Annotated in this window: 15 protein-coding genes; 12 read left to right on the plus strand and 3 right to left on the minus strand. The window is 44.9% G+C overall.

All coding sequences use genetic code 11. The annotated features are described in order from the left end of the window. The first annotated feature begins 142 nt into the window (after nt 1–142). The 8 genes from QE417_RS14500 to QE417_RS14535 all read left to right on the plus strand — a co-directional run bounded on the left by QE417_RS14500 (nt 143) and on the right by QE417_RS14535 (nt 10,873). Nucleotides 143–712 (plus strand): RNA polymerase sigma factor, encoded by a 570-nt coding sequence (locus QE417_RS14500; protein WP_311951164.1) that lies wholly within the window; start codon nt 143–145, stop codon nt 710–712. 80 nt (nt 713–792) lie between these two features. After that, nucleotides 793–1,812 carry a FecR family protein gene (locus QE417_RS14505; RefSeq protein ID WP_311951166.1) on the plus strand — a complete coding sequence of 340 codons (1,020 nt, stop codon included), beginning with the start codon at nt 793–795 and terminating at the stop codon, nt 1,810–1,812. 110 nt (nt 1,813–1,922) lie between these two features. Continuing rightward, a complete protein-coding gene (locus tag QE417_RS14510) occupies nt 1,923–4,190 on the plus strand; it encodes a SusC/RagA family TonB-linked outer membrane protein (RefSeq protein ID WP_311951167.1) in 2,268 nt (755 codons plus the stop codon). 1 nt (nt 4,191) lies between these two features. After that, nucleotides 4,192–5,352 (plus strand): TonB-dependent receptor, encoded by a 1,161-nt coding sequence (locus tag QE417_RS14515; RefSeq protein ID WP_311951169.1) that lies wholly within the window; start codon nt 4,192–4,194, stop codon nt 5,350–5,352. Between the two features lie 10 nt (nt 5,353–5,362). Next, nucleotides 5,363–6,883, plus strand: a complete 1,521-nt coding sequence (locus QE417_RS14520; protein ID WP_311951171.1) for a SusD/RagB family nutrient-binding outer membrane lipoprotein — start codon at nt 5,363–5,365, stop codon at nt 6,881–6,883. Nucleotides 6,884–6,918: 35 nt separating this feature from the next. Next, nucleotides 6,919–8,412, plus strand: a complete 1,494-nt coding sequence (locus QE417_RS14525; protein ID WP_311951173.1) for a DUF5689 domain-containing protein — start codon at nt 6,919–6,921, stop codon at nt 8,410–8,412. A gap of 51 nt (nt 8,413–8,463) precedes the next feature. Next, nucleotides 8,464–9,855: a calcineurin-like phosphoesterase family protein gene (locus QE417_RS14530; protein WP_311951175.1), complete on the plus strand. Its 1,392-nt coding sequence runs from the start codon at nt 8,464–8,466 to the stop codon at nt 9,853–9,855. Between the two features lie 124 nt (nt 9,856–9,979). Beyond that, a complete protein-coding gene (locus QE417_RS14535) occupies nt 9,980–10,873 on the plus strand; it encodes a glycerophosphodiester phosphodiesterase family protein (RefSeq protein WP_311951177.1) in 894 nt (297 codons plus the stop codon). Between the two features lie 108 nt (nt 10,874–10,981). Here QE417_RS14535 and QE417_RS14540 read toward each other — a convergent pair whose 3' ends face one another. Then, nucleotides 10,982–13,438 carry a PIG-L family deacetylase gene (locus QE417_RS14540; protein ID WP_311951179.1) on the minus strand — a complete coding sequence of 819 codons (2,457 nt, stop codon included), beginning with the start codon at nt 13,436–13,438 and terminating at the stop codon, nt 10,982–10,984. Nucleotides 13,439–14,290: 852 nt separating this feature from the next. On the opposite strand from QE417_RS14540, the gene QE417_RS14545 reads away from it, so the two are divergent. From QE417_RS14545 to QE417_RS14560, 4 genes are read left to right on the plus strand one after another with little or no spacing between them, the layout of a single operon-like run. Continuing rightward, nucleotides 14,291–14,941, plus strand: coding sequence for a TetR/AcrR family transcriptional regulator (locus QE417_RS14545; protein WP_311951181.1), 651 nt, complete (start codon nt 14,291–14,293; stop codon nt 14,939–14,941). Continuing rightward, nucleotides 14,925–16,292 carry a TolC family protein gene (locus QE417_RS14550; RefSeq protein ID WP_311951183.1) on the plus strand — a complete coding sequence of 456 codons (1,368 nt, stop codon included), beginning with the start codon at nt 14,925–14,927 and terminating at the stop codon, nt 16,290–16,292. Before QE417_RS14545 ends, QE417_RS14550 begins: the two co-directional genes overlap by 17 nt. A gap of 26 nt (nt 16,293–16,318) precedes the next feature. Next, a complete protein-coding gene (locus QE417_RS14555) occupies nt 16,319–17,380 on the plus strand; it encodes an HlyD family secretion protein (protein WP_311951185.1) in 1,062 nt (353 codons plus the stop codon). Nucleotides 17,381–17,385: 5 nt separating this feature from the next. Then, entirely contained in the window at nt 17,386–18,933 is a 1,548-nt protein-coding gene (locus tag QE417_RS14560; protein WP_311951187.1) for a DHA2 family efflux MFS transporter permease subunit, read from the plus strand. A 238-nt stretch (nt 18,934–19,171) separates the two neighbouring features. Here QE417_RS14560 and QE417_RS14565 read toward each other — a convergent pair whose 3' ends face one another. Both QE417_RS14565 and QE417_RS14570 read right to left on the minus strand, forming a co-directional pair. Beyond that, on the minus strand, nt 19,172–19,756 hold the full coding sequence (locus QE417_RS14565) for a carboxymuconolactone decarboxylase family protein (protein ID WP_311951189.1): 585 nt from the start codon (nt 19,754–19,756) through the stop codon (nt 19,172–19,174). A gap of 412 nt (nt 19,757–20,168) precedes the next feature. Then, nucleotides 20,169–20,714 carry a peroxiredoxin gene (locus QE417_RS14570; protein ID WP_311951191.1) on the minus strand — a complete coding sequence of 182 codons (546 nt, stop codon included), beginning with the start codon at nt 20,712–20,714 and terminating at the stop codon, nt 20,169–20,171. Nucleotides 20,715–20,724: the final 10 nt, after the last annotated feature.

Below are 20,724 nucleotides of genomic sequence, written 5' to 3' on the forward strand. Positions count from 1 at the left end.
AAAATGTTTAAACAAGCTTTTTGTAATGATGAGACACTTTAAATGCCAAATTGATAATACAAGCATGATGTGAGCTTAATATCTTCTTAATAAGGCATCGGGACTTTTGTTGCAGCAAACACACCAACAACAAGGCATTTACATGTACCCGCAACTAAGTGATGAGGAATTAATGGAGCTTTTGAAAGCCGATGACCATTTGGCACTAGAAAACCTGTTTAACCGTTACTATAAAACGCTATGCCAGTTAAGCGCTGTGTACACCAAAGATTTTGAGATTGCCGAAGAAATTGTAGCTAACCTGTTCATGAAAATTTGGGACGGCCGCTATGAGGCCAATGTGCAAAATGTTAAAAGCTACCTGTCAGTTTCGGTGCGCAATGCATCACTTAATCATACCCAAAAAGCGAAAGCCCCTGTCCATTCAATAGACGAGGTAGCTCATCAGCTGAACGAGGTGCAGGATCACAACACACCGCTCAACATCATTACCCGCCGCGAATCGTACAACCGCATCATCAGTTTGATTGATACCCTGCCGCCATCGCAACGCGAAGTGGTGTTGATGAGCCACGTTGACAACCTGAACAAGCACGAAATAGCCCAAACCTTAAATATTTCGGTACGTACGGTTGAAACAACCCTTTACCAATCGGTAAAAAAGCTGCGTTCCCTGCTTAAAGATTCTTATAATTCGGCTGCCAGTAATTAATCATTTCTTAATGTATTGATAACGCAACGCGCTACGTATGCGGTGCCGGTAAATCTGTCTTTATAGGTAGAAACAGATTAATGGAAGAGCACAGCTATCGTTTAATTATTGAATACTTCGAAAAAACCATCAGCGATGAAGGGTTAACGCAATTGCAGGACTGGATTGAAGAAAACCCCGAAAACCAGGCGCAGTTTATTGAAACCATACAAATACTGGAAGCATCAAGAGCATACGTTAACCAAAACCTTAACCAGCAAAAAAGCTGGAACAGCATACAGAGCTATATTGATGGCCCGCAAAAGGTAAGATCGTTACGTGTTTTAAAATACAGGTGGCTGGCTGTGGCTGCCCTGCTTCTGACGGTGTGTACTACCGGTTTGATCTGGTACAAGCAAATACTCAATGCCATAATGCCTATCGAATACGCCGAGGTAAGCAACGTGAACGGCAGGCATATTAAAATACAACTACCTGATAGCTCGGTAGTATACCTGAGCGGCGGTAGTAAAATAAAATACGTTAAATACTTTAAGGGCGATAAGCGCGACGTATACCTCAACGGTGAGGCCTTTTTTGATGTAGTGCACAAAACCAAACCCTTTGTAGTAACCAGCAGCGAAATATCGACCGTGGTATTGGGTACCTCGTTTAATGTAAAAGCCTATAACGGGGATAAAAAGGTAACAGTAACCGTGCAGAGCGGTAAGGTTGGCGTAATGGCCAAAGTAAACGGGCAAAACAAACTGGTTAAATACCTTACGCCCAACGAGCAGATAGAGATTAATACACTAAATGGTCTTTATGCATTTGGCAAGACTGATGCATCGGCAGTTAGCAGCTGGATAAGCAACGGCTTTAATTTTTACAACACCTCGTTAAAAGATATTGCAGCATCCCTTGAGCATCACTACGGTGTTCAAATTGACTTTACGGATGCCGAACTGGGGCACATTAAACTCACGACTAAATTTAACAATGCCCCGCTGCCACAGGTAATGGAAACCCTGAGCGAGCTTTCGGGCTTGGCTTATACCCAAAAGGGCAACCAGTTTTTCTTCACCAACACCGATCAAAAAGGAGGAAGCATCATGAGATAGACTTTTCCTTAACCTCAATTAAATAAAAAAGCCAGGACGTTGCTGGTAACAACTCCCGGCTCCAAAAAATTTAAACTCACGACTAAATAAGTATAAATTAAAGTAAATATATGAAAAAATCATGGTTATTGGCCATACTGGTTTTTTTACAAATGGCGGTTGCTTTCACTAATGTGCAGGCACAGGTCATCACTAAAAAGATAACTTTCGGGGGCAACGGCATTACGCTCAAAGCCGCCTTTGATCAGATCGAAAAGCTGGCAGGTGTTACCATCAGCTACAACAACTCCACTTTTAACGATAAACGTACCGTTACCCTAAACCGTGCCGAGCGCACCGTGCAGGAAACACTTACACAAGTATTACGCGGCACCAACTTCACCTTCAGGCCATCGGGCAATAACATTTTGCTGGTAGCCCAAAGCCGCGACAATATTGTTATACGTGGTAGCGTAATTGACGATGATGATACACAGCCATTAATTGGTGTAACTATCAGCAATGATCAAAAACGCACGTTGGCAGTAACTAATGCTGCAGGTCAGTTTAGTATAAATGTACCTGCAGGTACAGCCGTAACCGTGGGTTATGTGGGCTATACCTCGCAAACCGATACTTACAACTCGACTCAAAACAACCTGGTGGTGCGCTTAAAGCGTGGCTCGAGCGAGTTGCAGGAGGTGGTTGTTACTGCACTTGGTATTAAGCGCGAAGAAAAATCATTAGGTTATGCGCAAACCACCGTGAAAGGCGAACAATTAACCGAGGCCCTTTCAAACAACTGGACCGATGCACTTTCGGGTAAAGTAGCGGGCCTCAACCTCGTACGCTCAAATAGCGGGCCTACCGGATCGAACAAAATTATTTTACGTGGCGAAAACAACCTTACCGGCGATAATGAAGCGCTGATTGTGGTTGACGGTGTGGTAATTAGCCAGGGTAGTGGCCGCCGTACATCTAATGCGGGCGAATCGGTTTATGCAACATCGAGCGATAACCTGCCGGCCGATTATGGTAGCAACCTTAACGACCTCAACCCCGAAGATATTGAAACCGTTACCGTATTAAAAGGTCCTGGTGCTTCGGCTTTGTATGGTCAGCGTGGTGCAAACGGTGCTATTATCATTACTACCAAATCGGGTACTATCAAGAAAAAAGGCCTGGGTATTACTTTGCGCTCAAATTTAGGTTTAGAGTCGGTTAATCGCTGGCCCGATCTGCAATATGAATATGGCCAGGGTACTGCGGGCAGCAACTACTACTCATACCTTGCCGGTCCTGATGGTGCAAGCACCAGCGCAACCAGTTCGGCTTACGGGCCTAAGTTTGATGGGCAAATGTTCTACCAGTTAGATCCCGTTACCCAGGCGCAATCAACCGTGCGCACACCTTGGGTACCTTATAAAAACCAAACCCGTGAGTTTTTCGAAACCGGTAAAACCTTTACCAACTCCATCAGCATTGATGGTGGTAACGATAAAACCTCGGCACGCTTTTCGGCAACAAATGTTAAAAATGATTGGATTACCCCTAACACTGGTTATGGCCGTAACAGCTTAGCCCTGTCCGTTAATACCAAGGTTAGCGATAAATTAACCATTGCATCGAAAGTAAATTACAACAACAAAACCAGCGATAACCTGCCGGGTGCCGGTTATGGTAATCAGTCTTTAATGTACTGGTACATTTTCTGGCAGCCCAATGCCGATTTAAACTGGTTGAAAAATTACTGGAAGAATGGAAAAACCGACCGCGAAATCTTTTATCCGTTCAGTTCATTCCCCGAAAACCCATACGCTATATCGTACGAGTTTATCAACCGGTCAACCCGTAACTCGGTTACCGGTAATGTACAGGCCACTTATAACTTTACAAAAGAGCTGAGCTTGATGGTGCGCGCCACTATGGATATGGGTTATGAGCAACGTGCACAGGAGCGCCCTTATGACGCGGGCACCAAATACCCTAAAGGCTCGTTCCGCACACAAAACATTTACTCGCAAGAGGCTGGCGGCGATTTCCTATTACGCTACAACAAAAAAGTAACTAAAGATATAACCCTTACCGCTACCGCAGGTGGCAGCATGCTACGCAACACCTACAACCGCGATGAGGTGCGTGCCGACTCGTTGGTTTACCCGGGTTTATACTCTATGGCCAATGCTGCCGGTACACTGGTAACCTTGCCTTATAAATCTAAATACTCGCTAAATAGCTTTTACGGCTTATTATCAACCAGCTATAAAGATTATTTATTCCTGGATTTAACCGGCCGCGAAGACTGGGTAAGTACACTGGCCACCGCCACCCGTACCGATGATGTTGGGTTTCTTTTACCCATCGGCAAGTGTGAGCTTTTTGCCATCAGAGGCATTTAAAATGCCAAAGATATTCAACTATGCCAAAGTAAGGGCATCATTAGCCTCGGTAGGTAGTGGTACAACCACGCCTTACCAAACTACGTTCAACTACACGCCATCCTTAACCTCGCCGGGTTTGGTTAACCCTGGTGTGTTGGCCAATCCTAACTTAAAGCCCTTACGTACCACTACGTTTGAGGTTGGTGTTGAAACCAAGATGCTGAACAGTCGTTTAGGTTTTGACATTGCCCTTTATACCGGCGAAACCAAGAACCAGATTTTGAGCCGTCGCCTCGATCAATCATCAGGTTACTCGGCAGCCATATTTAACCTGGGCCGTGTAAACAATAAAGGTATTGAGATTGCCTTGAACGGCACTCCTGTAAAAACTTCAAAATCATTCAGTTGGACGGTGTTTGCCACCTTCTCGGCTAATAAAAACGTTATTAAAGAGGTTGACAGTGCCGTTGTATTACGCACAGGCCCTACAGGCGGCGGCCAGATTGTGGCTAACGTTGGCGGTAGCATGGGCGATTTATATGGCCGCGGTTACCTGCGTGCACCCGATGGGCAAATAGTTTACGATGCCGCTACCGGCTTTGCCAAACTTGCACCCGATGTAGTTTACTTAGGTAACACCATACCTAAATGGCGTACCAGTATGGGCCATACCTTTAAGTACAAACAGCTAAGTTTAAACGTATTGTTTGATGCCCAGTATGGTGCCGTTGCTTACTCGCTGTCAAACTACAAACTGTCTGAACAGGGGAAGAACACTGCTACTTTACCCGGTCGTTACAACGGTATCATTGGTAACGGCGTTATTCAAAATGCTGATGGCAGCTATCGCCCTAACAACGTAGTGGCATCAGATATTGATAATTACTACCGCTCGCACTTTGGTATTGATAATGCCGAAGGCAACACCTTCTCAACCGATTTTATCAAATTCCGTGAGGCTAACCTCGATTACACCTTCTCCCAAAAAGTGGCTTCAAAATTAGGAGTTCAGCGCTTATCGGTTGGTGTTTATGGTCGCAACCTGTTCATCTGGACCAAGTGGCCCATATTCGATCCTGAGTTTGGTACCCTTGCCGGAACCGACATTGTGCAGGGCTTTGAAACGGCTCAGTTCCCTTCCACACGCACCTTTGGCTTTAACTTAACTATTGGCTTATAACATATACCCAATGAAAAAATACACACACTTTATTATTACAATGGCGGTGGCTATCGTCATTGTGGCATCGTCAGGGTGTAAAAAAAACTTTATTGAAACCAATACCGACCCTAACGGCATAACCAATGCCCTGCCGCAGCAGCTATTAGGCCCGGCACTGGTAAATACGGTATCATACAATATGCTGCGCAGCCGTACGCTTAATAACGAGCTAATGCAGGTAACCGTTGATCTGGGTGACTCAGAAGGCCGAATTTTCAGGTATGATATACGTAACAGCGCAGCCGATTATACCTGGAATGGCTGGTACTCGCAACTGGTTAACTTTAAAGACATTTACAAAGTTGCCAGCGTTGCGCCTAACTATAATGAGAGCTATATGGGTATATCACTCATATGCCAATCATGGGTAATATCAATGCTAACCGATACTTACGGCGATGTGCCTTTTTCACAGGCTGGCTCGGCGCGTGATAGTTTAAACTACACCCCTAAGTTCGACAGGCAGCGCGACATTTATCTTGATATTTTTAACAAGCTTGAAGAGGCCAACACCCGTTTAGCTAAAGGCAGCAATGTAACCAGCGGCAACGGCGACCCTGTGTTTGGTGGTAACGCTGCAAAATGGCGCAAATTTGGTAACACCTTATATCTGCGTTTGCTCATGCGTTTATCGGGCAAGGCCGAGGTTTCGGCGCAGTGCATTGCCAAGATCAAGGAAATTATTGAAACCCGTGCAACTGATTATCCGCTTATGGCCAGTAATGATGATTCGGCCGTATTAAAGTGGACAGGCACCAACTTCCTTACCTCGCCATTTGTGGGTAATGCTGTAGGCAACGTACGTGCTCAGGATTTTAGGGCAACACCAATTGCCGAGTTCTTTATCAATAACCTCATTACCTGGAACGATCCGCGTTTATTTGTTCAAAACCGCTGGTCGATAGCCCCTTTCCAGGGTGCTTTTGCAGGTGTACCAAGTGGTTATGCGCCTGGGCAGGGCATAACCGGTAAATCATATTTTTATGCTACCGATAGCAACTTCCCAACCACGTTAATGAGCGAGCCTTTAATGGGCAACATCATGAACTACCCGGAACTGCAATTTATTTTGGCCGAGGCTGCAGCCAAAGGCTGGATAAGCACGCCTGCCGAAAATTACTACAAAAGCGGCATCACTGCAGGTATAAATTTTTGGTTGCCAACCTACACTGTTAATATCGATGCCTATTTAACGGCAGCTGATATTGTATGGAACAATAATGCAACGCTTGACCAAAAAATGGAGATGATACATGTGCAAAAATATTACTCCATGTTTTATACCGATTTTCAGCAATGGTTTGAATACCGTCGTACCGGTCACCCGGTGTTGCCTAAGGGTAACGGTTTGCGCAATAACGGTGTAATGCCGGCAAGGTTAACTTACCCGGTTTACGTACAATCGGCCAACCCAACCAACTACCGCGCTGCCGTTGCCGCACAAGGAACTGATGCTATTAACACACAGGTTTGGTGGCAAAAACCTTAATTAGTCAAATCAATAATTACGAATATCAAAACATAATGAAAAAGATACATTTGTTGATGATGATAATTGCAGCCGCAATAATTGGCGGTTGTAAAAAAGACAATTACCCGGGTGGTGTACCCGGCCCAACCATAGCCGTGTTAGACCTTCGTGCCGTTTACAAAGGCAGCGATATAACGCTTAACGAAGAAAACATGAGCGGTGCAAAGCAGTTTGTGGGTGTGGTAATATCAGACCCTTCATCGCGTAACCTTGCTGCCGGCAACGTGGTAGTACAAAACTATGGCCGCAATAAATTACTGCGCGGAATTAACCTGGTTTTAGGTGCCGCGGCCGCTAATTATGCGGCTGGTGATTCGGTACAGGTAATAGTTACCGGCTCAACCTTAACCCGTGTAAACGGCACTTTATCCATTACAGGTTTGTCCGAATCTGCCATAACTAAATTGGGTAAAGTAAATTATTCGGTAGTACGTGCTGCAAACGCGGCCGCAATTATGGCCGCACCCGATACGTATGAAAGTACACTGATTTCGATAAGCAACGCCATTACCGAGCCAGAGCCTGTAGCGGGTGATACTTATGCAGGTAACAAGATGATTAACGATGGTTTTGGTAAAATGACCATGCATACCGAGGCTAACGCAAGTTTTGCCGGCACCGAATTGCCTGCAAGCGCCAATTTTATAGGCATTGCCGTTGTAGGTGCCGATGGCAAAATACAACTTTGGCCACGCCGCATTAATGAAATTCGTCCGTTGCCGTTGGTTAAGCCATCACCTATAATTATTACCGGTTATTTAACTAATCCACCAAGTAATGATAATAACTACGAGTACATTCAGCTTAAGGCCACCCGCGACATTGATTTTGCAGTAAACAATTTTTCGCTGGTTACCTGTAATAATGCAGGTTCGGGGCCGGTACCGGTTAATGGCTGGGCAATTGGCGATGCACGTTCGTACAAGTTTAATATTACCTCGGGTACGGTTAAAAAAGGCCAGTATTTTTACGTAGGTGGTTTTAAAAACATATTTGGAGCTGCATCAACCGATATGGGTGCCTCTGTATGGGGTAACAGTACTTTATACTCTAACGTTAATGGTGCCGATTTTGGAACTGCAACCAGTAACCTGCTTGCAAACAGCGGAAACATTGCGGGTATTGCCGTTTTTCAGGGTACTACGGTTAATGCATCAACCGTTCCGTTAGATGTAATTATGTACGGTGGAGCAGGCAACTTCTATTCGGCCGGGCCGCCTGAGGTTGGTTACCGTGTTACCAATAACGATTACTATGGCACTATAAACCCAATTACGGGTGCTTCACAAAACTTTTACGGCTCGGGTACCAATACTCAAAAATTAGGATACCCTGCTAATGAGAATTTTGTACAGTTAGGTGGCGTTTATGATGCCGTATCGGGCCGATGGACCACACCGAGAACGCTCATAAGCATTCCGTTAACCAAAACAACTCCGGTTACCACGCTGGAAGTGGCCGATAACTTTACCAAAATCGTGAATTAATTTTTTCTTCATCAGGCGGGCCAATTACCCGCCTGATTTATTCTACTAACAATGAACCGCAGACTATTTATACAACGCTCGCTGGTAATTACCGGTGCGCTATCCCTTCGTTTAAAAAATACTTTTGGCTTTAACCGCAGTGCCGCCGTTACTGGTAAAGTAACTGCTAACGGGAAGCCCCTGGCTAACGTGCTTATATCAGATGGGTTTAGCATCGTACCAACCGCTGCCGATGGCAGCTACCAGCTAAGCCCTGATGCTAAGGCCGAGTTTGTTTTCATCAGTATACCATCGGGCTACGAGTTTCCGCATGATAAGTTTTTGACCCGTCATTACCGTCGTTTAAGCGAGGGCAGTGAACTGAATTTTGAACTTGTGCCATTAAAGCAAGATGACAGCAAGCATACCTTTATCGTATGGGCCGATCCGCAGGTGCGTAATAAAAAAGACGTTGCCCAAATGATGGCACAATCAGTACCCGATACGCGTAAAACGGTAGAATCACTGGCCGGGCAGTTGGTTCACGGTATTGGCGTGGGCGATTTGGCCTGGGATAACCTGGAGTTTTTTAACGACTATGATAAGGCCATAGGTCAAATAGGTGTGCCATTTTTTCAGGGCCTGGGCAACCATGATATGGACTACCGCCAAGGCGGCGATGAAACATCCGACCGTACCTTTAAAAGCCATTACGGCCCTACTTATTACTCGTTTAACCGTGGCCGCGCGCATTATGTAATGATAGATGACGTGCGCTACCTTGGCCGCGAGCGCGAGTACGATGGTTATATTACCGAAGAGCAACTGGCATGGCTCGAAAAAGACCTGAAGTTTGTAAAGAAGGATGATCTGCTGATTATTTGCCTGCATATACCGGTTTACAACCAGGTTAAAAATAATAAAGACCTTTACCGTTTACTGAGACCGTTCAAAAACGTGCATATCATGTCGGGCCATACGCATTATAACGAAAACAACATCGACGGTAATATATATGAGCACAACCATGGTACCGTTTGCGGTGCCTGGTGGACCGGTCCGGTTTGCGAGGACGGCTGTCCGCGCGGCTACGGCGTTTACAGCGTTGAGGGCAACAACCTTAAATGGTACTACAAAAGCATGGATACTGATAAAACCAATCAGCTTTCGATATTTATAGATGAGGAAGGTAAAGCCTCAGCCAATGTATACAACTGGGACCCACAATGGAAGGTGGAGTACTGGATTGACGGACAATACAAAGGCATTATGAAAAATGAGCCAGGGCTTGATCCTGTAGCTACCCGCTTGTATTTAGGCGATAAACTACCTGCCGGTCGCACCTTTCCTGAGCCACGCGAAACCAAGCACTTATTTGTTGCCAAAATGAAAGGCGGCAAAAAGATAAAAGTAGTAGCCACCGACCGCTTTGGCGATAAGTACGAGCGCGAAATGGAAGCGTAGTTTCCTACATATTATACCCCTTGTCATTTTGAGCGATAGCGGGAAATCTTATACGCTTTGTAAGCTAATCGTGCGTATAAGATTCCTCCTTGGGTCGGAATGACATTTAATAACCGTTCTAAATATGAAAAAGCACCTTACCGGAATAGCCATCATTTCACTCATCAGTCTAAATACTTTCGCCCAAAAAGCAATCCCGGCATTCCCAATGTTTGATACCGAAGCCCACCGCGGGGGTAGGGGATTGATGCCCGAGAATACCATTCCGGCTGTGCTGCACGCCATTGATTTAGGTGTAACCACATTGGAGATGGATACCCATATTACGGCCGACGGAAAGGTGATCCTTTCGCACGATGATGCCTTTAACCCGCTATTTACCCTTACACCCGATGGCAAGGAGATGAGCAAAGAAGAAGCGCATCAATACGCGCTTTTGAAAATGAACTATGCCGATATTGCAAAGTTTGATGTGGGCATTAAGCCTTATAATAAGTTCCCTGGACAAAAGAAAATTAAGGTATATATACCACTGCTCGAGGCCGTAATTGACAGTGTGCAGCAATACCTCAAAGCCAAAGGCAAGCCGCAGGTTTTTTACAACATCGAAACCAAGAGCAAGCCCGAAGGAGATAATATTTACAACCCCGAGCCCGAGCAATTTGTAAAGCTGTTGATGGAGGTCATCGAGCGTAAAAAAATAACACCTTATGTGATTATACAGTCGTTTGATAAGCGAACTATACAGTTGCTCAATAAAAAATATCCGCAAGTAAAAACCTCGTTCTTGGTTGATGACAAAAGAATATTAGACGAGCATTTGGCAGAGCTGGGATATAAACCATTTATATACAGTCCGGCTTATAAAATGGTTACGCCCCAAATGGTGCAGCAATGCCACGCTAAAGGCATTAAAATTGTGCCCTGGACGGTTAACACTGCCGACGAAATAGCATCACTTAAAGCCATGGGCGTTGATGGAATCATATCTGACTACCCTAACCTGCTGGTTAAATAAAAACAAGTATGTTGAGCTAAGATCTATTCATATCATTTATAAGAGTCAGGCTTCCTTTTACTATCAGGAACCTTTAAACTTGACTCCTGATTCTATATTCTTGATCCTCTATTTTGGTTTACTCAACAAATTCACAAACAACCTGTAAGCCCCCGGCACCCCGGCAGGCAACTGCCTGAAGAACGCCAGCGAGGTATATACATACCTGCCTTTGCCATAATTAGCCGAAATTAATGAACCATTTTTAGGTGATTCGCCTGCATCATTCATCTCAAAAATGGTTTGATACTCCTGCACTACGCCGTTAACAAAGTACAGGCCGCGTTCTTGTACCCAACCGTCAAAATCGGTTTGGGTTATTTTGTTGGGATAGTTCAGCAGCGGGCTTTGCGGGTTGGTAATTGTCACTTTGGCAAACTCATCGGTAACGCGCTCATTACCCGGAAGTAAAGCGTAGGGGCCTATTTGCTGTGTTACCAAGCCTGCCGGATTATTGTATTGCACCACCAAATTACCGCCATTTTTTACATACTCCATTAACTTAGGTTGTTCAAAGGCCAAACGTTCGTCAACGTTGTAAGCTCGCACACCGGTAACAATGGCATCGTAAACAGATAAGTCGCCGTTCATGATCTCGTTTTCGGTGAGCAGGTGTACCTCGTAGCCTATCTGGCGCAGGGCATCGGCCACAAAATCACCAGCTCCGGTTATGTAACCTATCTTTTTACCGGCAATTTTCAGGTCGAGGTTTACCAGCTTGGCCTGTGCAGGCGGGAATAACGATATATTAGGAATATGCTCGTATTGAATACGCTGTAAGCCTAAACTGTAGTTTTTGCCGTTTACCGTAACAACTGCTTCGGCGGTACCGTTTTGTGCATTGGCAATAGGGGTTATGGTAAAGTCAGCCGTCCACTCGTCGCCCTTTTTCTTATCAGCAAAGCTTATGCTCGCCGGACTGATCTGCCAACCCACCACCGGTTTAATGCTGATGCTTCCGCCACCATTAATAAAACTTTTAAGCTTTACCTGTAAAGTTTGCGGCTGTTTGGTGCTGTACACATAAACCTTATTGCTAATGGTTGCCGTAACCGGCGGGGCAATTTCAATTGGCTCGTACAGCTCACCACGCACCGGATCAACATATTTATATATTAATTTACGGTCGTAATGAATGGGCTTGCCTTCTATCTCAAAAGTATAGCTCACAGTTAACAGATCGGGATTTTCGGGGTTGCCTGCCAGCTCGTCGTTGGGTAAGGTATAAGCGCCTATGCCGTGCGGCGCATTGAGCCAGTAGGGCTGAGTTAACTTATCGGCAAGGGCTTTAATGGAATAAGTTTTTAACTCGTTAGCGGGTATAACCTGCCCGGTTCCTGCAAAAGTTTGCGCTTGCTTTTGTATGCTGATGCTTTGCAGTTTGACCTTATTACTGTAGCGGTTTAGCACCTGCGAGCGGATGGCAATGCTATCACCCAGGGCATAACTGGCTTCGGCGGCATAGCTTTCAAACCATAGGCCGGCACATGCGGCTATTAAGTTATCCAGTTCTTTAAGCTTGAGGGTGCGCCAGTATACATCGCTTACTTTTTCAATTTTGGTACGAAGTTTTACCAGTTCGGGCACTGATTTTTCGGGAGCATCGGCATCAAATGCTTTGGAGATGATAGAAAGATTGGTGGCAATATCGTCTCCGCCTTTTACTCGTTTCCAGGTGGTAAGGGTACCGTCGAGCAGGTCTTCTTTTGGAGCCTCGCCCAATATGGTCTTAAAATACTCGAATGATTGCCCGCGTTGCCTTGCCGAACCAAAACCCTGCGATTTATGGTTAGAACGGCTTTCGGCTGCAATTTCGCCGTAGCCTTTTCCCAGTATAGGATTGTAAACGCCTACATCTACCTTAAATTGATCAGGGCTTATGGTATTGTTACCTCCAAAATTAAAGGTGTTCCACAGCAGGCGTTTGGCCTGCCATGGCTGTACATACTTCAACTGTTCGGGGTAACGCTTCGGATCGGCCGCGGCGGTAAAAGCCTCTTGGGTTATAATTGCCGATGAGGTATGGTGCCCATGCCCGCCCTCGCCGGTAGTAGGGAAACGGCATATCATTACATCGGGTTTAAATTGGCGTATCACCCATACCATATCGCCTAAGATCTTATCACGGTCCCAAATTTTCAGCGTTTCATCAGGGCCTTTGCTAAACCCAAAATCGTTGGCGCGGCTAAAAAATTGCTCGGCACCATCAGCACGGCGGGCAGCTAACAGCTCCTGTGTGCGTATTAAACCTAACAGTTCGGCCTGCTCGTTACCTATCAAATTCTGACCACCATCGCCACGGGTTAACGCCAGGTAGCCGGTACGGTAGCCTTTTTCCTGCGCCAGGTAGGCCAGCAAACGGGTATTCTCATCATCGGGGTGGGCGGCTATGTAAAGCACGCTGCCCAATACGTTCAACTTTTTAAACTGCTGCCTTATGGTAGATAAATTGGCCGGTGGAGCCGTTTGCGCTAATGCACCGGTTGTTATGAGTAGAGCAATTGAAAGTGATTTAAAAATCTTCATAAAATTTATGGCTGAGGATACCGCTGCTGAAAGTACAAATATTAGATAAACAGATATTAATTTTTATGCGCCTTTTGACATTGTGATGTTGCGTTGATGTATGCGCTTGTTTTACAATCCTTGTTCGTTAAAAAATGAGCGCAAGTTTAGCATTTTTATTCTCCACTCTTGAGACGGGGCGGGTTAAGTTGAGCGGACAGGAATATGTAATTAGCCAACTATACTTTTCTAAAAAAGACGTACCCCTCCACCCCTCTTGAAAGGGAAATCTTACAAACCCATTCTTCTCAATTTGTCCAAGCCGTGTCTCTCATAGATACCTCTGTAGTGCTAATAACAAAGTAATATTGAACGCGGCGCAGGGTCCTCTACGAGAGACCCTGCTACAACGAGTGTAATGTTTTTTGTTCAAGCAGGGTCTCTCAAAGAGGGTCCTGTAGTGCTATGACAAAGTAATATTGAACGCGGCGCAGGGCCCTCTGCGAGAGACCCTGCTACAACGAGTGTAATGTTTTTTGTCCGAGCAGGGTCTCTCAAAGAGGACCCTGCAGTGCTAATGACAATGCAAAATTGAAACCCGGCGCAGTGTTTCTGCGAGAAACACTGCTGCAACCATAATATAGTGTTGATACCAGTATTATATATAATGAAGCCCATGTGGTATTTCAATCATGTAAAAAGCGTTCTTCTAATTACTTATTAAAACAAATTAGAAAAATTTCTATTAACATTCTTAAATCCTAATTCCTTCAGCATAACTAATTACAGGCTTTACAAGCATTTTACAAAAGCATTACAATAATCGAATAAATTAATCAAACGATTGATTAATTTTGCATCATCGAAAAAGTAATGGAGAAAGAAAAAATAGACAAAAGAGATCACATACTGGATGTAGCCGAAAGGGTATTTGCAGAACATGGTTTCGACGGCTCATCCACCCGCTTAATTTCGGGCGAAGCCGGTGTAAATATGGCCATGCTAAATTATTACTTCGGATCTAAAGAAGGGTTATTAGTTGCGCTTTTTGAGCGCCGTACATCTGCCTTTCGCAGCCTAATACAAAACATAGGCAAAAATGAAAACATTAGCGCCTGGCAAAAAATAACGGAGTATGTTGATGCATACATTAACCGGGTTTTTAACAGCAATAATTGTTTTCAAAAGGTAATACACCAGGAAATGATCATTAGGCGTACCGGCGAACTGGCCGACAGGATAAACGACATGATTATGCAAAACGTGTTGGAGCTGCGTAAGATCCTTCACGAGGGTATTGAGCACGGGGAGTTTAAGTCGGACATTGATACCGAAATGGTGGTGGCTACCGTTTTTGGCATAAAAAGCCAGTTGATTAATGCCCCGCATGTAAGCTCGCAAATGATGGGTTATGATACGCAAGACCCTGCCCATATTGATGAGAAGCTAAAGCCCCGCATTAAAGACTACCTAAAAAAACTATTAAAAGCTTATTTACTCATAGAAAATGACAACGCTAAATAATACAACCACTATCACTTACGCCTTAAAGCGGCTGCCCAAACTGGTACGTTTGGGAGTTATGGCTGCATTAACAGGCATGCTGTTTGGCAGTACAGCATATGCCCAGGAGCGTACCCTAACGCTGGAAGAGGCCATTAAATTGGGACTCGAAAACAGCAAAACATTAAAACTGTCGCAAACTAAAATTGACCAGGCCGTATCGCAGTACAACCAGGCTAAAGACAAGGCCCTGCCAACCGGTTCGGCCAGCTTTATGTATAGCCGGGCGCAAATTCCGGCCAATACGCTAAACCTGGGCGAAGAATCATTAAGCCTGCCTAAAAGCGCCAATGCCAACTTAGGTATCGTATCGGTTGAGGAGGTTATTTACGGTGGCGGCCGTTATCGTTATGCCAAAGAATCAACCGACCTGCTGGTAAATGTAGCCAAGCTGGATGTGGAGAAAGACCGCGAGCAAATTGCATACAACATTGTAAACGCCTACTATGATCTTTATCGTGTAGTGCAAAGTAAAAGCGTGGTTGAGCAAAGCCTAAAGGCGGTTGACCAGCAAATTCACCAGGCGCAACGTTTTTTTGAGCAAGGTTTGGTTACTAAAAACGATGTGTTGCGTTTTCAATTGCAACGTTCAAACATTGAGCTAAACGGCATCGACCTGGAAAACAACCGTAAGGTAATCAACTACAACCTGAACATTTTACTGGGATTGCCCGAAGAAACACAGTTAAAGATCAACCAGATTCCGGATGCGCAACGCAATGTGGCCCCGCTTGCCAGCTACCGCGACAGCGCCTTGGCTATTAGGGAGGAGTTAAGACAACAAGACCTGCGCACCAAGTATGCCGACGTGAACATTAAAAACATTCAGGCCGAAAAGCTGCCTACATTGGCCGCCACTGCCGGTTTGTATTATGTAAATGCTTCGGCCAACCCACTGCCAAACAGTGGCAGATATATTACGCCCCTTACTGCAGGTTTAGCTTTATCATGGAACTTCGGCTCGTTATGGACCAACAAGAACAAGGTGAACGAGGCCCGCATTCAGCGTGAAGAAACGGTTATTAACAAAGGCATAATTACCGATAATATTAAAAACGAGGTTAACCAAAGCTACCAAAACTATGTAAGAGCAATTGATAAGATCAAGTTGCTCGAAACCTCAATAGCCCAGGCTAATGAGAACAACCGCATATTAACCTCTAAATATGCCAATAGCACCGCATCAGCTACAGACCGTGCCGATGCCGAGACCCTACTCTACCAGGCACAGATCAGTTTGGAATTGGCTAAAGCCGATGCCGGACTGGCCTACTACAACTTACTGAAAGCAACCGGAAAACTCACTAAATAATAATACCCTACAACGCAATAAATAAAATGGCACAAGAACAAGAAATACAACAGGAAGAGAAAAAGAAACCTAACCGGGTTATTCCTATCATATTGGCTATCGTGGTAATTGGTGGCTTAATATTCGGTGTAAAAGAATACATCTACTCAACCAAACACGAAGACACCGATGATGCACAAATAGATGCCGACATTAGCCCGGTAGTGGCCCGCGTTGGCGGTTATGTTGATAGCATATTTTTTGAAGATAACCAGCACGTAACCAAAGGCCAGGAACTGGTTAAAATTGACGACCGTGACTACAAAGTAAAATTAGAGCAGGCCCAGGCCGCACAACAAGGTGCTGGCGCTAACGTTGGCGTTGGTCAGTCTCAAATATTCACTACACAAGCAAACTCTGCCAGCGCTAAAGCCGAAGTTACTTCGGCTGCTGCCAAACTGGAAAAAATGCAGAAAGATTATGCACGCTATGCTAATCTGGTAAAAGACGGCTCCATTACCCAGCAGCAATTTGACCAGGCAAAATCTGATCTGGCTGTAGCCCGTGCCAACTATAAAGCTGCGCAAGACCAGTACAAAGCAGCGCAGGAACAGGTTAACACTACCCGTAAACAATTAAAAGTTACCAATACCGGTGTTAATGCCCGCCAGGCCGATGTTGACTTTGCCAAACTGCAATTAACTTATACTACCATTAAAGCCCCTGCAAGCGGCGTTACTTCTAAAAAGAGTGTACAGTTAGGTCAGCTGGTACAGGCCGGTCAAACCCTGTTTTCGGTTGTAAACGATAATAGCTTATACGTTACTGCCAACTTTAAAGAAACCCAGTTAGAACACTTACGCAACGGCCAAAAAGTAAAAATTGAGGTTGATGCCTTCCCCGATCTGGAAATTGAAGGTTCGGTTTACAACTTTTCGCCTGCTACTGGTGCCCGCTTCTCTTTATTACCTCCTGATAATGCTACCGGTAACTTTGTAAAAGTGGTTCAACGCGTACCAGTAAAAATTAAGATAAATGCTAACAAAGAAACTTTAGACAAGCTGCGCGCTGGCATGAGCGTAAACGTATCGGTTTCTATTAAAGACTAAATAAAATGGCCGAAGTAGGATTTAAAAAGTGGATCATTACCATTACGGTAATTACGGCTTCGTTACTGGAGTTGATCGATACCACTATTGTAAACGTATCCTTGCCAACCATACAAGGTAACCTGGGTGCCACGTTAGAAGACGTGGCCTGGATTACCACGGGCTACGCCGTAGCCAACGTAATTATTCTGCCTATGTCGGGTTGGCTGGGTAGTTTTTTCGGGCGGAAGAATTACTTTTTAGCCTCTATTGTAATATTTACCATTGCCTCATTTTTATGTGGTAATGCAACCAGCTTAACTGAGCTCATCCTGTTCCGTATATTACAGGGTATGGCCGGGGGGGGGTTAATATCAACCTCGCAGGCAATTTTGTTAGAAACCTGGCCGCGCGAGCAGGTGGGTACCGCAACAGCCCTGTTTGGTTTAGGTGCGGTAGTAGGCCCTACAGTAGGCCCCACCATTGGCGGTTATATAACCGATCATTACTCATGGCCATGGATATTTTACGTAAACATTCCGGTAGGTATACTTGCAGCCATATTTACCATTATGTATGTGCGCGAAACACCCAAAACCGGGCGCGATAAGCCTATTGACTGGTGGGGCATTGCCTTGCTGGCTATTGCGGTGGGCAGCTTACAAACCATCCTTGAAAAAGGAGAGTCGGAAGACTGGTTTGCTACGCCTTACATTACTGCTTTAACAGCTACCTCTATTATTGGTATACTACTGTTTATATGGCGCGAGTTGAGCACCGATCACCCTATTGTGAACTTTAGCATCATGCGGCACCGGAGTTTTTCGATTGGTATGTTTACCTCGTTCATATTAGGTTTTGGCTTGTATGGCTCGGTGTTCGTGTTCCCTATATTTTGTCAGGCACTGTTAGGCTTCTCGGCACAACAAACGGGTGAGCTGTTATTCCCCGGTGGTTTGTTTACCATTGTGATGATGCCTTTTGTGGGTAAAATGCTTAACAAGGGTGTACCGGCGCAATTTATGGCTACGGTGGGTATGTTCCTGTTCTTTGTGTTCACGCACATGCTCAGCAACTCAACCTTGGCAACAGGGCGGAATGATTTCTTCTTACCGCTGGCAATTCGAGGTGTGGGTATGGCGCTATTGTTCGTGCCGTTAACCACGCTTGCTATATCCGACCTTAAAGGTGCCGAAATTGGGCAGGGCGCAGGTTTAAATAACATGATGCGCCAATTGGGCGGTTCGTTTGGTATTGCCGCCTTAACTACTATTATACATATACGCCAGCAAGGACACCGGAACAACCTGCTGGTTAACATTAACCAATATAATCCGGCGTTTAACGAGCGGTTACAGGGTACAATACATAATTTTATGGCACATGGAAAAAGTTTGATGGATGCCACCAAAATGGCTTATGCCGCTATGGAAGGTACCATTACTAAGCAAGCTATGTTATTAACTTATGATGATGCTTATTGGTTAACCGGACTGGTAATGCTGTTCTCGATACCGTTACTGTACCTGCAGCCGTTTAAAAAGAATTTGAAAGCGGCTACCGACGCGCACTAAAACAAAAAAACCGTTCTGGAGTCATGCAGAACGGTTTTAAAAAACAATTAATTGTTGTTTGTTACCCCTTAAGCTATGCTGATTGTGTTGAAGCCAATAGCGTCGCTCAAAGGATGTTTAATCTTGGTTATAAATATAGCTTTACTTTTAATTAATTACAAACAACATATTAGGTTTAAATGAAAAAGGGGAGGTTTTACTGTGTAAACCTCCCCTTTTATAGCTTGTAACATTTTTGTTAGAAAATGATCTTACCTGCCGAGGTAACTAAAGAGGAGATGCGTACCGCATCAAAAATACGCTCTTCGGTGGTACCTAATTTAATCAGTGAGTCTTCGTGCGCGTTCACACACATTTCGCAACCGTTAACGGCCGAAATAGCTAAGCTCATCAGCTCAAAAAATTCTTTACCGGTCACCGGCTTCATCATCAACTGCATGCGTATGCGTGCCGGTATTTGCGTGTACTTTTCTTTTTGCGTGAAGTGACGAAAACGGTAAAAAATATTATTTGATGCCAGTAACGATGCACAACCCGCCGCTTCGCCGGTTTCGGCAGCGGTAGCACCCTGCTCTTCGGCATACTTGGTAAAGTAAATGGTAAGCGGCTTGTTGTTGTTGTTAATGGCGGTGCTCAGGGCAATCAGGGCACATTCTTTAGTGCTCAGGTGCTCAGAGGTAAGGGTGCTGGTTAAATTTAACTTTAAATCGCGCAGGTAGCGCGATTCGCCTTTTTCCAGCAGGGTCAAACTCTCGGTACGGTAGTCTTTATCAACTGCAACGCTTTGCAGTAATTCTTGTATAACTTCGGTGCTTTCGCTCATGGTATTTGTTTGTATTTATTGTTATCATTTTCAGTCATGCCGAATTTATTTCGGCACCTCACTGATAGGTAAAAGTCTTGCTAATCAGCCTTGCATGTGGGGTGCTGAAACAAGTTCAGCATGACAGGGTTGGGAGCATTGCAGTTTGCGTTCGTAGCCTATGGTTAGTGTTGTCACCAACCATCATGCAGTTTGCGTTAGGGATAGTAGCTTAAAGCCCGGAGTGCAACGATAGCAAAAAGAGGACTTGCAGCGGATAGCCCGACCCGCCTCAGGCGGGTAACGCCCAAAGTATAGGCATAAAAAAAGCGTCATTGCGAGGTACGAAGCAATCTCTGAACTATACAGTGACGTATGCCAAGCAACGCAGGGATTGCTTCGTACCTCGCAATGACGCGATCTTATTTTAAACTTATGCAGTTAAAGTTTCCTGGCCTTTTTCCCAGTTGCAAGGGCAAAGCTCATCGGTTTGTAAACCGTCAAGCACGCGTAGTACTTCTTTAACGTTACGGCCAACGCTCAGGTCGTTAACACATACCCAACGTACAACGCCGGTAGGGTCAACTATGAAGGTAGCGCGGTAAGCAATTTTTTCGGTAGGCTCTAAAATACCCAGGTCTTCTGCTAATGATTTTGAAGTATCCGCCAGCATAGGGAATTTAAGGTCACGCAAATCTTCGTGGTCTCTTCTCCAGGCAGCGTGAACAAACTCAGAATCGGTAGAAGCACCAATTAGGCGAGAATCACGGTCGCGGAACTCACCGTAAGCTTTGTTAAATTCAGCAATTTCGGTAGGACAAACAAAAGTGAAATCTTTTGGCCACCAAAACATTACGGTCCAAACGTTATCATCGTTAACCAGGTAATCTGAAGTGATGTCTTCAAACTCTTTACCTTTTTCGATGCTAACTACTGCTTTTTTATTAAACGACGGGAATTTTTCGCCAACTGTTATCATAATGAATGTT

Source organism: Mucilaginibacter terrae (assembly GCF_031951985.1).
GTDB lineage: Bacteria > Bacteroidota > Bacteroidia > Sphingobacteriales > Sphingobacteriaceae > Mucilaginibacter > Mucilaginibacter terrae_A.

Coding starts and splice junctions, on each gene's coding strand:
- QE417_RS14540 (WP_311951179.1), bottom strand. CDS start 13,438: ATGAAGATTTTTAAATCACTTTCAATTGCTCTACTCATAACAACCGGT.
- QE417_RS14530 (WP_311951175.1), top strand. CDS start 8,464: ATGAACCGCAGACTATTTATACAACGCTCGCTGGTAATTACCGGTGCG.
- QE417_RS14505 (WP_311951166.1), top strand. CDS start 793: ATGGAAGAGCACAGCTATCGTTTAATTATTGAATACTTCGAAAAAACC.
- QE417_RS14555 (WP_311951185.1), top strand. CDS start 16,319: ATGGCACAAGAACAAGAAATACAACAGGAAGAGAAAAAGAAACCTAAC.
- QE417_RS14515 (WP_311951169.1), top strand. CDS start 4,192: ATGCCAAAGATATTCAACTATGCCAAAGTAAGGGCATCATTAGCCTCG.
- QE417_RS14545 (WP_311951181.1), top strand. CDS start 14,291: ATGGAGAAAGAAAAAATAGACAAAAGAGATCACATACTGGATGTAGCC.
- QE417_RS14525 (WP_311951173.1), top strand. CDS start 6,919: ATGAAAAAGATACATTTGTTGATGATGATAATTGCAGCCGCAATAATT.
- QE417_RS14565 (WP_311951189.1), bottom strand. CDS start 19,756: ATGAGCGAAAGCACCGAAGTTATACAAGAATTACTGCAAAGCGTTGCA.
- QE417_RS14550 (WP_311951183.1), top strand. CDS start 14,925: ATGACAACGCTAAATAATACAACCACTATCACTTACGCCTTAAAGCGG.
- QE417_RS14535 (WP_311951177.1), top strand. CDS start 9,980: ATGAAAAAGCACCTTACCGGAATAGCCATCATTTCACTCATCAGTCTA.
- QE417_RS14520 (WP_311951171.1), top strand. CDS start 5,363: ATGAAAAAATACACACACTTTATTATTACAATGGCGGTGGCTATCGTC.
- QE417_RS14570 (WP_311951191.1), bottom strand. CDS start 20,714: ATGATAACAGTTGGCGAAAAATTCCCGTCGTTTAATAAAAAAGCAGTA.
- QE417_RS14500 (WP_311951164.1), top strand. CDS start 143: ATGTACCCGCAACTAAGTGATGAGGAATTAATGGAGCTTTTGAAAGCC.
- QE417_RS14560 (WP_311951187.1), top strand. CDS start 17,386: ATGGCCGAAGTAGGATTTAAAAAGTGGATCATTACCATTACGGTAATT.
- QE417_RS14510 (WP_311951167.1), top strand. CDS start 1,923: ATGAAAAAATCATGGTTATTGGCCATACTGGTTTTTTTACAAATGGCG.